This is a genomic window from Cobetia amphilecti (assembly GCF_032923285.1).
Classification (GTDB): domain Bacteria; phylum Pseudomonadota; class Gammaproteobacteria; order Pseudomonadales; family Halomonadaceae; genus Cobetia; species Cobetia amphilecti.
In genome coordinates, this window is record NZ_CP136695.1 from 35,473 (window position 1) to 49,054 (window position 13,582).

At 65.0% G+C, this 13,582-nt stretch carries 13 protein-coding genes, 3 tRNA genes and 1 pseudogene; 15 read left to right on the forward strand and 2 right to left on the reverse strand.

From position 1 onward, the window contains the following. Positions 1-241 precede the first annotated feature (241 nt). From R1T44_RS00145 to R1T44_RS00165, 5 genes are all read left to right on the forward strand, one after another. Positions 242-318 (forward strand) — tRNA-Met (locus R1T44_RS00145). 52 nt (positions 319-370) lie between these two features. Beyond that, a tRNA-Met gene (locus tag R1T44_RS00150) sits at positions 371-447 on the forward strand. A gap of 43 nt (positions 448-490) precedes the next feature. Further along, positions 491-567: transfer RNA gene (locus tag R1T44_RS00155), tRNA-Met, on the forward strand. 169 nt (positions 568-736) lie between these two features. Continuing rightward, the gene (locus R1T44_RS00160) at positions 737-1,216 is read left to right on the forward strand and encodes an EVE domain-containing protein (protein WP_192839481.1); all 480 of its coding nucleotides are present in this window, start codon (positions 737-739) and stop codon (positions 1,214-1,216) included. A 134-nt stretch (positions 1,217-1,350) separates the two neighbouring features. Continuing rightward, complete coding sequence (locus R1T44_RS00165; RefSeq protein ID WP_043336518.1) at positions 1,351-2,316, forward strand: tetratricopeptide repeat protein; 966 nt, start codon at positions 1,351-1,353, stop codon at positions 2,314-2,316. 582 nt (positions 2,317-2,898) lie between these two features. Here R1T44_RS00165 and R1T44_RS00170 read toward each other — a convergent pair. Further along, complete coding sequence (locus tag R1T44_RS00170; RefSeq protein ID WP_153636641.1) at positions 2,899-4,053, reverse strand: MalY/PatB family protein; 1,155 nt, start codon at positions 4,051-4,053, stop codon at positions 2,899-2,901. A gap of 120 nt (positions 4,054-4,173) precedes the next feature. Here R1T44_RS00170 and R1T44_RS00175 point away from each other — a divergent pair, with 120 nt between their 5' ends. The 9 genes and pseudogenes from R1T44_RS00175 to R1T44_RS00215 all read left to right on the forward strand — a co-directional run bounded on the left by R1T44_RS00175 (position 4,174) and on the right by R1T44_RS00215 (position 11,278). Continuing rightward, positions 4,174-4,599 (forward strand): hypothetical protein, encoded by a 426-nt coding sequence (locus tag R1T44_RS00175; protein WP_043336524.1) that lies wholly within the window; start codon positions 4,174-4,176, stop codon positions 4,597-4,599. A 637-nt stretch (positions 4,600-5,236) separates the two neighbouring features. Then, positions 5,237-5,674 (forward strand): universal stress protein, encoded by a 438-nt coding sequence (locus R1T44_RS00180; protein WP_131432807.1) that lies wholly within the window; start codon positions 5,237-5,239, stop codon positions 5,672-5,674. Between the two features lie 80 nt (positions 5,675-5,754). Beyond that, a complete protein-coding gene (locus R1T44_RS00185) occupies positions 5,755-7,296 on the forward strand; it encodes an alanine/glycine:cation symporter family protein (protein WP_054557282.1) in 1,542 nt (513 codons plus the stop codon). 216 nt (positions 7,297-7,512) lie between these two features. Next, entirely contained in the window at positions 7,513-8,535 is a 1,023-nt protein-coding gene (locus tag R1T44_RS00190; RefSeq protein WP_317292351.1) for a zinc-binding dehydrogenase, read from the forward strand. After that, a complete protein-coding gene (locus R1T44_RS00195; protein WP_043336537.1) occupies positions 8,532-9,353 on the forward strand; it encodes a hypothetical protein in 822 nt (273 codons plus the stop codon). Before R1T44_RS00190 ends, R1T44_RS00195 begins: the two co-directional genes overlap by 4 nt. A gap of 47 nt (positions 9,354-9,400) precedes the next feature. Next, positions 9,401-9,790 (forward strand): annotated as a pseudogene (locus R1T44_RS00200) (acyl-CoA thioesterase); the annotation flags it as partial. Between the two features lie 95 nt (positions 9,791-9,885). Next, positions 9,886-10,365, forward strand: coding sequence for an aminoacyl-tRNA deacylase (locus tag R1T44_RS00205; RefSeq protein WP_131432808.1), 480 nt, complete (start codon positions 9,886-9,888; stop codon positions 10,363-10,365). A 78-nt stretch (positions 10,366-10,443) separates the two neighbouring features. Next, positions 10,444-10,773 (forward strand): hypothetical protein, encoded by a 330-nt coding sequence (locus R1T44_RS00210; RefSeq protein ID WP_043336543.1) that lies wholly within the window; start codon positions 10,444-10,446, stop codon positions 10,771-10,773. Continuing rightward, on the forward strand, positions 10,751-11,278 hold the full coding sequence (locus tag R1T44_RS00215) for a DUF501 domain-containing protein (protein WP_043336547.1): 528 nt from the start codon (positions 10,751-10,753) through the stop codon (positions 11,276-11,278). Before R1T44_RS00210 ends, R1T44_RS00215 begins: the two co-directional genes overlap by 23 nt. A gap of 97 nt (positions 11,279-11,375) precedes the next feature. Here R1T44_RS00215 and R1T44_RS00220 read toward each other — a convergent pair whose 3' ends face one another. Then, positions 11,376-12,716 (reverse strand): sodium-dependent transporter, encoded by a 1,341-nt coding sequence (locus tag R1T44_RS00220; protein WP_043336549.1) that lies wholly within the window; start codon positions 12,714-12,716, stop codon positions 11,376-11,378. A gap of 317 nt (positions 12,717-13,033) precedes the next feature. On the opposite strand from R1T44_RS00220, the gene R1T44_RS00225 reads away from it, so the two are divergent. Further along, positions 13,034-13,576 (forward strand): LOG family protein, encoded by a 543-nt coding sequence (locus tag R1T44_RS00225; protein WP_153636646.1) that lies wholly within the window; start codon positions 13,034-13,036, stop codon positions 13,574-13,576. The last annotated feature ends 6 nt before the right edge of the window (positions 13,577-13,582 follow it).

The following is a 13,582-nucleotide window of genomic DNA, read 5'->3' on the forward strand; positions in this document are numbered from 1 at the left end:
CAGCCTGATGACAATCGTGCACTCTGTGACGCCTGCCATCCGCCTGCGCGAGGCGCGTCCTCCTCAGTATGGACAGGATGCAGCGGGAATGTATGTAGCAGATCTCTCACACAAGATGCCGATTATCGCTCGAGGTACGCAGACGGGTTGGTGTCGACTCACCGGACACGAGAAGTTTGCGTCAATTACGGGATAACGGTTGACGCAGCACTGTATATCCTTATACTACGCCCCACGTTGATGCGGGGTGGAGCAGTCTGGTAGCTCGTCGGGCTCATAACCCGAAGGTCATCGGTTCAAATCCGGTCCCCGCTACCACTGACAAGTCGTTGCCTATCAGGCAATTGCCGGTCAGACACCAACGTGATGTTGCGGGATGGAGCAGTCTGGTAGCTCGTCGGGCTCATAACCCGAAGGTCATCGGTTCAAATCCGGTTCCCGCTACCAACCTCTGATGCGTCAGAGTTGGAGCAAAGGCAGTACCCAGTGTTGCGGGGTGGAGCAGTCTGGTAGCTCGTCGGGCTCATAACCCGAAGGTCATCGGTTCAAATCCGGTCCCCGCTACCAAGAATTCGAAAGGCCTGATGCCATGCATCAGGCCTTTTTCGTATGCGTGAAATTCCTGTGCGATGATGGCGAGGAAGCCGGTTCTCGGGCCTGGCTACCCCTATCCACACCGGGCCCCTTCACACCTGGCCCTTCACACTCATCACGTCAGTCCCAAGGGAGTGCCTGCATGCGCCACTGGCTGGTCAAGACCGAACCCGATGCCTTCTCGCTGGATGACCTGCGCCGCGAATCACCGGCGCTCTGGGATGGCGTGCGCAACTATCAGGCGCGCAACTTCCTGCGTGAGATGCAGCTCGGTGATGTCGTGCTCATCCAGCACTCCAGCTGCAAGGTGCCTGCGGTGGTCGGACTGGCCGTCGTCAGCGAACTCGCCCTGCCCGACCCGACGGCCAGTGACCCCGAGCACAAGGGCTTCGACCCACGTCAGGTGGCGGACATCGATGCCGACAAGCCTCCGCGCTGGGTCGCCCCGCGTCTGAGCTACCTTCGCCCGCTGCGCACCACCCTGCCCATCGCGCGCCTGAAGGCCCGGCCCGAGCTGGCGGACAGCCACCTGGTCCGCCGCGCACGCCTGTCCGTGATGCCGCTCAGCGAGAGCGAAGCCGCCTGCATCGCCAGCCTGGCCGGCGACACCCTGCTGCCGTGAACCGATGCGCCCGGGACGCTCGCGCGAGGAAGTGTCCGGCAGCGCCTTGAACTCCACTGCGACGGGCCGCATCATCAGGCCAACCGGCTCGCGCGCGAGCCTTGAATCGCAGACAGAATTTCGGGGCATGCACCATGATCATCGATCCCAATACCGGCCAGCCACTGACCGGCAATGACACCACCGCCGCCCAGCCACAAGGGGTGGTCGGCGGCGGTGCCGCCAGTGCACCGCGCCAGGCAGAAGACGCCAACACCTACATCATCGATGTGGACATGAGCAATCTTCAGCAGGTGCTGGAAGCCTCACAGCAAGTGCCGGTACTGCTGGATTGCTGGTCGCCGCAGAGCGAGCATTGCCTCGTCCTGACGCCGATCCTCGAGAAGCTGGCACGTGAATATGCGGGCGGCTTCATCCTGGCCAAGCTGAACGCCGAGGAACAGCAGGACATCGCCGCTCAGCTGGGCGTGCGCTCGGTGCCGGACGTCAAGCTGGTCATCCAGGGCGGTCTGGCAGGCAACTTCACCGGCGCGCGTCCGGAAGCCGAGATTCGCCAGTTCCTCGAGCAGCACAAGGTCCAGCCGGCGGCAGGAGCAGGCCCCAGCCTCGCGGAGCAGGCGGCCACTGCACTGGAAAGCGGCGACCTCGTCACCGCCAAGGCGCTGTATCAGCAACTGGCGCAGGAATCCCCCGAGACACCGGAATACCGCATCCACCTCGCCTCGGTGCTGGTCGCCGAAGGCAATGGTGAAGAGGCCCGTCAGCTGCTGGACTCCCTCAAGCCGGAAGACCGTGACGGTGCCCAGGCGCGTGGCGTACGTGCGCGCATCGACTTCATCGCCGAGGCACCGTCTCCCGAAGAGGTGCAGGCGATGATCGAGCGGGACGACAGCGAAGCCCGCTACCAGCGCGCCATGCGTGACCTGGCGGATGGCCATTACGAGCTGGCGCTGGATGCCCTGATCAGCCTGGTGAAGACCGACCGCCAGTACGGCGATGATCTGGCACGCAAGACGCTGCTGCGTGTCTTCGACGCCCTCGGTGCGACCCATGAGCTGACCGTGCGCTTCCGCCGCCAACTGTTCGCTCTGATGTACTGATCGTGCTGATGAGTTGATCACGCCACGCAGACGACAAGGCCCCGCCTCCTATACCGGAAGCGGGGCCTTGTCATTGAGGGCCAGCAATCGCGCCGACTCAAGGGCTAACGACGGCTCCAGCCCTTGAGAAGCGAGGGGCGAGCACGCGATTCACGCACGCTGGGCGGAAAGTCCACCTCAAGCTCCTGGCCCGCAGACTTCACGGCGTCTGGCGCAGGCGGGGTGGCTGATGACGCCGCGGAAGCACGGCAGCGGGAAGATGGCGGCGATGAACGCGCCAGGCGCAGGCTCCCGCCCTGACAACACCATTCACGACAGGCCGTCACGCCTGCATCCCTGCTTGCTGGCCGCCCCTGTCGCGGCGTCTCTGCCACCTCATGTCTCATCGTCGCATCTCCTGATGACAAGCCCCTCCCGATGAGCGGCCTGACTTCAGAGTTGACGATAATGATTCTCAATTCAAGTTTGCGATGAGCGATAGCTGCCAACGAAACGCCGCAGACTGACCCAGATCAACTCCGGTACTGTCGACTGCCCTTCTCGGCCGCTTCGCTCGCCCCCCTCTCGATCTCTTCGCCAACCTCAGCCTTTCTGCAGGCGCTCATCCATCTGCTGCAGCGCCTTCTCCAGCTGCACGCGCGTGGTGCCGTAGTTCAAGCGCACGAAGCCCGGCCAGCCGAAGTCTGCGCCATCCGACAGCGCGACATCGCATTCCTCGAGCAGGGTCTGCTGCGGAGACTCCCCGAGCCCTGCCTTGCGCATATCCAGCCAGGCCAGATAGGTGGCCTGCGGGCGCGACATGCTGACGCCGTCCCAGCGTGCCACATGGCTCTCCAGCAGATCGAGGTTGTCACGCAGCACGCTCAGCAGCTCCTGACGCCACGGCTCACCCTCGCGCCACGCCGCTTCGGTCGCGGCCATGCCCAGCACATTGGTATCGGGCATCAAGCCATTGGCGGCGCCGGTGAAGCGTGCACGCAGCTTGGGATCGGTGATCACCGCGCAGGCGAATGTCAGCCCGGCGGTGTTGAAGGTCTTGGAGGGTGCCCACAGGGTCACGCAGCGCGCCGCCAGTCGCTCGTTCAGGCTGGCCAGCGGAATATGGCGGGCCGTCGGGTCCACCACCAGATCAGCATGCAGCTCATCGGAGACCACCAGCAGATCGTGACGCTCGACCAGCTCCGCCAGCGCCTCGAGCTCTTCCTCGCGCCAGACGCGGCCGGTAGGATTGTGCGGGTGGCACCATAGCAGCAGCTCGGTCTCGGGCGTGATGGCTGCTTCCAGGGCCTCCAGATCCAGTCGCCAGGGGCCGCCTTGCGTCTCGGGCTCTGCCAGCGGTGCCATCTGCGCCAGTCGTCCGGTCTTCTGGGCCACCTTGAGGAAGGGCGGGTAGATCGGGGTCGTCGTGACCACGCCCGCGCCGGGAGAGGTCAATGCCAGACTGGCCAGGTGCAAGGCCGGCACCACGCCCGGCAGCCAGACGATGGCGTCACGCGGCACCTCCCAGCCATAATGCTCGCGACTCCAGTCACACAGGCTGTCATCGAGGCCCTCCGACGGCTTGGCATAGCCGTAGACCGGGTGCGCCACTCGCTCGGCCAGCGCTCGCGTCACGGCGGGCGGGGCGCTGAAGTCCATGTCGGCGATCCAGAGGGGCATGACGTCCGAGGCGTAGCGATCCCACTTCTGGGAAGGATACTGGCGTCGATCGAGCGGGGTGATGAAATCGAATGGCAAGATGGAGTCTCCCTGTGGCGGGCAAATTTGGCAGGCAACGCGAGCAGTGCGCTCGACTCACGCCGCCCGAGGGCGGCGAGAAGAATACCTGTGGACCAACTACAGCATAAGGCTTTGTGCATGTCTGAAGACACCTTTTACCCACAGGCCCAGCGCGGGCTGCCCGGTCTGTTGCGTGCCTGGCTGACCCATGGCCGTGGCGACAGCGAGCGTCTCGCCGTGCTGCTGGCCGATACCGCGCGCGTCGCAAGTCTTGGCCAGCCCGCCAGCAATCCCGATGGCGAGACGCTGGAGCAGTGGGCCGCCGAGGGCGGTGCGCCGCTGTGGGCACCCAAGGCAGCGCTGTTCCTGTTGATGCAGATGCCGGCACGCCCGGTGCCGCAGGGGCCGGATGACGCCTGCGCCTGGGCCTATTGCTGGTTGCGCATGCGCGAACACGACAGTCCCACGGCCGCCCTGATGGCGCTGCCGGAACACCTGCGTCAGCCGCTGGCCTGGCCCATCGAAGCCGCCTGGCAAGACCTGACGCACCAGCGGCTGATCTAGCCGCGTCGATCTTGAACACTCGCAGCGCTGTTGGTGAGCAGCGCTGCGTTTCTCTCTACTCTCCTTCCTCACCTCCCTCACCTCCCTCACCTCCCCACCCTCTGCTTTCCCTCCCCTGTTTACCCTCTCTTGCCCGCCCTATTCTCTTGTCCGCTCCCGCCCGTTCCTGTCCGCTGTGCTCTATCTCTGCCCGCACTCTCCTTGCCGCTCCTCCTCCTTGCGGCTCCCTCTCCTTGCGGCTCCCTCTCCTTGCGGCTCCCTCTCCTTGCCCCTGCGTCACTCCCTGGACACATCCTCTTCACTCCCACTCCCCCCCCTGCCACTGATGGCGATTCTGATGGTGACCCTGCTGGCGCCCTCAAAGGACAGCTCGTCCCGCTCTCGGCATTGCTGACAGCCATGGGTAGCAGTTTTCTCAGCGAATATCGTCATCACCGGCTAATGGCGTAGCGGAAACCTGAGACTCGTCAACGCGTAACTGACGCCATTTCGTTTAATCATCGTTTTGTGAAGCGATACACCCGAAGGGATTTCTTGTGTGAGCGAGGAGTAAAGTTCTTTCAACCGCAACGAAACGGTAATTCAACAAGAATCCGCTGGCGCGACACGACGACCAGCAAGCTTCAGGAGAAGCTCCATGACCACCTCCCTGATTGTCGGACTGGATGGAACCCCGGGCGGCGACAGTGCCATTGCCTATGCCAAGCGCGTCGCCTCTCTGGTGGGCGCGGAAACCAGGATCATTCTCTGCTACGTGGTCGAATGGTCGCCCTACAGCTTCAACACGCCGGAAGAGAACGCCCAGCGTGCCAGTCGCCGTGAGAACGAGATCAAGCTGGCCCGCGAGCGTGTGCTGACGCCTGCCATCAGCGAGCTGGAAAAGGAGGGCTATCAGGTCGAGGGCCGTGTCCGCCACGGCGATGCCGCCGAGATCCTCAGCCTGCTGGCGCGTGAAGTGAATGCCGAGCAGATCATCGTCGGCCGCAAGGGGGAAAGCGTGCGCTCACGCATCTTCGGCAGCGTCACCGCCCATCTGATTCAAGAGGCCTCGGTGCCCGTCACCATCGTTCCCTGAGACAGGCGCCTCCCGCACCCGCCGCCTGCAGAGATTCGCACCAGACAATAACGACAATTCGCTTTTCGAGGTTACCTCTCATGAGTCGATTCCGCTCCCTGGCCCCCTGGGCTGCCGCGATGGCAGCCCTCATGGCCGCAAGCTCTGCCCGTGCCGAAGGCATGGACCAGGCCATCAGTGACATCGTCGGACCGATCGTCAATCCGATCGTCTCGACCATCTTCTATTCCGTGCCGGTGGCCGGCACCCAGTTCCCGCTGATCGTCGGCTGGCTGATCATCGCGGCCGTCATCTTCACGCTCTATTTCGGCTTCGTGCAGTTCCGCCTGTTCGGCCATGCCATCCGTCTGGTCAAGGGCGACTACACCGACCCGAAGGATGAAGGCGAGGTGTCCCACTTCCAGGCATTGGCCACGGCGCTGTCCGGCACGGTCGGCCTTGGCAACATCGCCGGCGTCGCGGTCGCCGTCTCGCTGGGCGGCCCGGGCGCGACCTTCTGGATGATTCTGGCCGGCCTGCTCGGCATGGCTTCCAAGTTCTGTGAATGTACGCTTGGCGTGAAGTACCGCAACGTCAACGCGGATGGCTCCATCTCCGGCGGCCCGATGTACTACCTGTCCAAGGGCTTCGCGGAAAACGGCAAGGCGGGTCTGGGCAAGATTCTGGCGATCTTCTTCGCCATCTGCGCCATCGGCGGCTCCATCGGCGGCGGCAACATGTTCCAGGCCAACCAGTCCTATCAGCAGGCCGTCAACGTCACCGGCGGTGATGCCAGCTTCCTGGTCGGCTACGGCTGGCTGTTCGGTCTCGTGATGGCCGCCATCGTCGGCATGGTCATCATCGGCGGCATCAAGTCCATCGCACGTGTCACCGAGAAGCTGGTGCCGATGATGGCTGTCATCTACGTGATCGCGGCACTCATCATCCTCGGCTTCAACTTCAGTGCGATTCCGGCCGCCTTCGGCGCCATCATCGAAGGTGCCTTCGCACCGGTCGCGGTCGGCGGCGGTATCGTCGGCGTGCTGATCCAGGGCTTCAAGCGTGCTGCCTTCTCCAATGAAGCCGGTATCGGCTCCGCGGCCATCGCCCACTCTGCCGTCAAGACTTCCCAGCCGGCGACCGAAGGGATCGTCGCCCTGCTCGAACCGTTCATCGATACCGTCGTCATCTGCACCATGACCGCGCTGGTCATCGTCATCACCGGCGCCTACCAGGTCGAAGGCCTCGGCGGCGTCCAGCTGACCTCCTACGCCTTCGAGACCGCCTTCCCGTGGTTCCCGTATGTGCTGGCCCTGGCGGTGCTGATGTTCGCCTTCTCCACCATGCTGTCCTGGTCCTACTATGGCCTGAAGGCCTGGACCTACCTGTTCGGCGAGAGCAAGGGCTCCGAGATCGTCTACAAGCTGATCTTCCTCGCCTTCGTGGTCATCGGTTCCTCCATGAGTCTCGGCCCGGTCATCGACTTCTCCGACGCCATGATCTTCGCCATGTCCATCGCCAACATCATCGGCCTCTACTACCTGATGCCGGTCGTGAAGCGTGAGCTGGCCCAGTACATGGCCAAGCTGAAGTCCGGCGAGATCGCACCGGTCGACAAGGAGGCCAAGCGCCAGAACGCGTGATCCCCATCACGCCCAGGCGGGCCTGACACAGCCGTCAGCCGCCGCATGACCCAAGGCCCCTGCCCATCGGCAGGGGCTTTTTCGTTGTCGATCATGCAATTCCGTGCATTGGACGGCTGAAACCACCCAAGTCGGATTGCCGCAACGCAGCGCAATGGGTAGGGTGTGGCGCTCACTGGCCACACTGGCCGGAACCCGTATCAACGAGGACGTCTCATGCTCGCTTCCATGCATGCCATGGTGCTGCGCAACCCCGGCCCGGATGCCGACTTCGTGGCGACCGAATGCCCGCTACCCACTCCCGGCCCCGGCCAGGTGCGCATTCGCGTCGCTGCCTCCAGCGTCAATCCACTGGATCTCAAGCTGGCCAGCGGCCAGGTGCCTCTCCTGCCGCCAGCGCCCTGCGTGCTGCACGGCGACGTGGCCGGTGTGATCGATGCCGTCGGCGATGACGTGCTGGCCTTCTCGCCCGGCGACGAGGTGCTCGGCTTTGCCGGCGGTGTCGCCGCTCATCCGGGCGCGCTGGCGGATTACATGCTCGCCGATGAGCGCCTGATCACCCGCAAGCCGCGCCGCCTGAGCTTCATGGAAGCCGCCGCGTTGCCGGCAGTGTTCATCACCGCCTGGCAGGCACTGGTGGAGCGTGGCCAGCTGGAAGCGGGGCAGCGCGTGCTGATCCACGGCGGCGCCGGTGGCGTCGGCCATGTGGCATTGCAGATCGCGCGTTGCATCGGCGCGGAAGTCGCCACCACGGTGTCCAGCGATGACAAGGCCCGGGCGGCACGTGACTGCGGCGCGGACCACGTCATTCGCTATCGCGAGGAAGCCGTGGCCGATTACGTGGCCCGGCTGACGGGTGGCGAAGGCTTCGATCTGGTCTTCGATTGCGTCGGTGGCGACAACCTGGCCGCCAGCTTCGCGGCCAGCAAGCTGGGCGGACGCATCGTGACCATCAATGCGCGCACCACGGTGGATCTCTCGCCGCTGCACGCCGGCAGCCGCAGTCTGGAAGTGCTGTCGATCCTGCTGCCGCTGACCGCTGGCATCGGGCATGAGCAGCAGCGCCAGGCGCTGGGCAAGCTGGTAGAGCTGGTCGAGGAAGGCGAATTCAAGGTGCGCCTCGATGAGCGTCAGTTCGACTTCAGCGAGGTCGCCGAGGCCCATCGTCATCAGGCCTCCGGCACGGCGGTGGGCAAGATCTCGCTGGTGCGTCGTCAGTTCTGGGACGCCGCCCAATGAGCGCAGCGCTTCAGGGTGAGCTGGGCCTGCAACTGCTCAAGCTGCTGATCTCGGTGGCGGTGGTGATCGGGCTGTCATTGATCGCGGAGCGTCTCTCGACGCGCATGGCCGGACTGCTGTCCGGCTACCCGCTCGGCACGGCCATCACGCTGGGCTTCATCGGTGTGGAGATCTCCCCCGAGTTCGCCGGCCAGAGCGCCGTCTACACTCTGGCCGGCTTCTCCTCGACGCTGGCGCTGGGGGTCGGCTACTGGCTATGCGGGCGCGCACAAGGGCTGCGCGGCGTCATCAACGGCACCCTGGGCGGCCTGCTGGGTTGGCTGCTCGCCAGTCTGGTGCTGGCGCAGTTCGAGTTCACGCGCGTCAGCGGCGTGATCGTGACGCTGATCGCCATCGTGCTGTGCATGCGCCTCTATCGCGGCGTACCGGAGAGCACGGCGCGCAAGTCGCCCTTCTCCTGGGTCTCGCTGCTGGCGCGCGCCGGACTGGCCGCCGGCATCGTGTTCGGCATCACCGCGCTGGCCCATCTGCTGCCGCCCTCGTGGGCAGGCCTGGTGGCGGCCTTCCCGGTCACCATGTACCCGCTGCTGGTGATTCTGCATCTCACCCAGGGGCCGGTGGCCGTCGCGACCGTCATCAAGCACTACCCGGCCGGCCTTGGCTCGCTATTGTGCTATGCGCTGGTGGTCTCGCTCAGCTACCCCGGCATGGGGGTCGGCCTGGGCACCCTGCTCGGTTTCATCGTGGCGACGGCGTGGCTGGGCGTGTTCACGCCGTTGCAACGTCGACTAGCCTCACGACGTACAGCCAGCGCCTGAGCTTCCTGATAGGCTGAAATGCCGCATGGATGCCCAGGAGCGATGACATGTACTTCAAGACGCTGGAACCGGCCTTCTACGACACCGATGCCCTCGGGCACGTCAACAACACGCGCCTGCCGGCCTGGTTCGAGTGGGCGCGCAATGACCTGTTCCGCGTCTTCGTGCCGGACCTCGACCCGCGCAAGTGGCCGCTGATCATGGCGCGCATCGAGGTCGACTTCCTCGCCGAGCTGCAATACGGCCAGCCGGTGGAGATTCGCACCTGGCTGTCGCGTCTCGGCGGCAGCTCCTTCACCGTGACCCAGGAAGCGTGGCAAAGCGGTGTCTGCGGCGCACGCGGTCACTGCGTGCTGGTGCAGTTCGATCATCATGCCAAGCAGTCGCTGCCCATCGAGGGCGAGCTGCGCGCGACCCTGGTCAGCCATGTGCACGAGCACACCGACAGCGCCGAACTGGATGTCTCGGCCCTGCGCGAGGCCGCCCGGGCACTCGGGACGCACAGCGCAGCCTCCGAGGGGAGCGTGCCGGCATGACACCCGCGCTCAAGCTGCTCAAGGGCAAGCCGCACCGCACACTCGAATATGCCCACGACCCACGCGCTCCCGCCTACGGGGAAGAGGCCGCCCGCACGCTGGGGCTTGAGCCCGCCCAGGTCTTCAAGACCCTCGTCTGCCAGCTGGAAGGCGGCAATGCACGTCAGCCGCTGGTGGTCGCCGTGGTGCCTGTCAGCGGTACGCTCGACCTCAAGGCACTGGCACGCGCCTGCGGGGCACGCAAGGCGGCGCTGGCCGCGCATGAGGCCGCCGAACGTGCCACCGGCTATGTGGTCGGCGGCATCAGTCCGCTGGGTCAGAAGAAGCGCCTGCCACTGTGGGTCGATGACAGCGCCGCGACACAGGCGGAAATCTTCATCAGCGGCGGCCGTCGTGGGCTGGAGATAGCGCTCGCCCCCGCGTTACTGTGTGAGCTGGGCAATGGCCAGTTCGCCCCGCTGGCCCGTGACGACTGAGGGCCACGGGCCTGGCACTGCATGATGGACTCTCCATGACGAGCATCCGCCACAGCACCGCGTCAGCGAGGAGGCCCGATGGGCATTCGCTACAGCAAGTGGATCTACCCGGACATGACCGAGCTGCATGCGCAGGTCGAGGCGGCGCTGGAACACTGGTTCAGTGAGCGCTTCGCCGACTACCCGCACATCAGCTTGCCGGGCCTTGACCCCTACGATTATGATGGCTGGTTCAATCGTCTGGCCCCGGAGCTGATGGCGCGCGGCAGTGACTACTGCGAGCGTGAGTGGCATGGCTATGTGCCGAGCCCCCAGCAGCTCAACCAGGCTTTCTTCCGGGCCGTATCCCGGTCCAACAAGTGTGTGCTGGAGCCTGACCGCAAGCATGGTGATCCTGACCAATCATAGTCCCGACGCACGGGAGCTCGAGATCATCGAGCGCCAGCTCGGGCGCAAGCCGCGCGGCATCCAGGCCGTGGCCGCCACCGATGGCGAGGGCACTCCGCTGGTGCTGCGCATGCATTCGCTGGTGGACGGCAAGCCCTTTCCGACCCTCTACTGGCTGTGCGATGAACGCCTCAAGATCTCGCTGTCACGCATCGAGGCCGAAGGCGTCATCAAGGGGCTGGAAGAACGCCTCAAGACCGACGAGGAACTGCTGGCGCGCTATCGTGCCAGCCATGAGGCCTACGTCGCCGAACGCTGGAGCTTCATGAGCGAGGCCGAGCGCAGCGCCATCGAGTCCCAGGGCTTCGCCGACCTGATGCGTGAACGTGGCGTCGGCGGCATCCGTGACTGGAATCAGGTGCGCTGCCTGCACACCCAGTACGCCCAGCACCTCGCCTACGCCGAGGGCAACGCCATCGGTCACTGGGTCGATGCCCATTACGACGTGCTGTCCGAGCTGCCCTGAGCCCTGACGACGATCGAGCCGATGCCGTCGGCTTGAAGGCAGAAGATGAAGAAGCCCGCCAATTGGCGGGCTTCTTGCGTTGGGACGAGCGTCAGATCTACAGCGAGTGCGCGAAGACCAGCGCGATGCACAGCGGGCAGATCAGGCGCACGTACCACGGCCAGATCTTCCAGAACAGGCTGGACTCGATGTCCGGCGCCCCGCTCTGGATCTCCTTGAGCAGCGCATGGCGCGACATCGCCCAGCCGACCAGCAGGCACATCACCAGCGCGACCAGCGGCTGGCTGTACTGGGTGGTCAACATGATCACCAGGCCGAACAGTGCCCCGAAGTTGGCGGCGATGGTCAGGCTGATGGCCATGATGGCGGCACCGACGGCCAGGGTGGCGGCACGCCGACCCAGCCAGCCACGCTCGACCACGAAGGATACCGGCACTTCCAGCATCGAGATGGAAGAGGTGATGCCCGCCACGCTCATCAGCGCGAAGAACGCCACCATCAAGATGTCACCTGCGCCACCCATCTGGCCGAACAGCGCCGGCAGCGTGTCGAACAGCAGGGTGTCCGAGCTCTTGAGCAGGCCATCAGCATCGAAGATCTCGACGCCCAGATGACGCGCGGCGTACATGGCCGGAATCACCAGCAGGCCGGCGAGGAAGGCGATGCCGACATCGATCAGCGTCACCAGTACGCCCAGACGCGGCAGGTTCTGCTCCGGCCCCAGATAGGAGCCGTAGATCAGCATCGCGCCCACGCCGAGAGACAGCGAGAAGAAGGCCTGGCCCATCGCGCTCAGCATCAGGTCGGCATCGAAGATACGGTCCCACTGCGGCGTCAGATAGACACTCAGGCCTTCATCGGCGCCCGGCAGGGTCAGCACGTAGCCGATCAGCCCGACCAGCAGCATCAGCAACAGCGGCATCAGACGCGTGGACCACTTCTCGATCCCGCCGCGCACACCACCGACCACGATCGCCATCGTCAAGGCGAGGAAGACCGCCGTCAGCGAGACATTGCGCGTGAAGTCGAAGGTGGTCAGCCAGCTGGCGGCGGAGCTCATGCCCAGCGCCTCGCTGACCGGTGCGGCGGTATAGCCCAGCAGCCAGCCCGCGACGATGGCATAGAAGGCCAGGATCAGGCTGGCGGTCAGCATGCCCGCCCAGCCCGCCAGCGCGCCGAAGCGCTTGGTGATGCCTCGACCGAGACTCATGCTGGTGACGATGTTGGCCTGACCATGGCGGCCGATGACAAGCTCAGCCATCAAGGCCGGCCATGCCAGCAGGAAGGCCAGCACCAGATACATCACCACGAAGGCCCCGCCTCCGTTGTTGGCCGTCTGGGACGGGAAGCCCCATACGTTGCCAAGTCCTACTGCCGAACCAGCGGCGGCCATCAAGAAGCCCAGCCGACTGGCAAAGCGTCCGCGCACCTGCGCCATCTGCCTCTCCTGCCTTGTTGTTCCGCGCCCGTCGAAGACGACGTCGCGATGAGTTGGGGTGCATCCCGATGCAAGCTCACGGGGCGCCAGCGCCCGCCAGCCGTCGCCTGCGGGGGCGGCAAGGGTAGCAGAGCAGGCCCGCGAATGCAGGCGACAACGCCGAAAGTCAGCACGTACCCGCGATGGCCACGGGGCAATGCCGAGTTCCTCACCGGCGTCATAGCGTCGCCGCACAACTCGCGTAGGATAGGAAGGACATGACATCAAGGCACGGCAGCCAGCAGTGAGCGCCGCCGAGAAACATTCAGGAGAGCAATATGCATCGCATCTGTGTCTATCTGGGCTCCCGCGAGGGCGTCTCCCCACAGCACCGCCAACTGGCCGAAGCCTTGGGCACGGCCATCGCCGAGCGCGGCTGGGGACTGGTCTACGGAGGCGCGCGCGCCGGGCTGATGGGGGCGTTGGCAGATGCCGCGCTGGCAGCAGGCGGTGAGGTGATCGGCGTGATCCCCCAGGCACTGGTACGCAACGAGAAGGCGCATACCGGTCTGACGCGCTTGATCGAGGTGGCGGACATGCATGAGCGCAAGGCGCAGATGGCCGCTCTGGCGGACGCCTTCGTGACCCTGCCCGGCGGGATTGGCACCCTGGAGGAATTGTTCGAGACCTGGACCTGGCAGTACCTGCGCTTTCACGCCAAGCCGATCGCCGTCCTCGACAGTGACGGCTTCTTCGCACCCCTGCTCGAGTTTCTGGACCGCACCGTCGAGGCGGGCTTCCTCGATGCAGACACTCGCGCGCGCCTGATCAGCGAGCGCGAGATCACGCCCCTGCTGAAGCGTCTGGCGCCTGAGACGTAAGGCTTG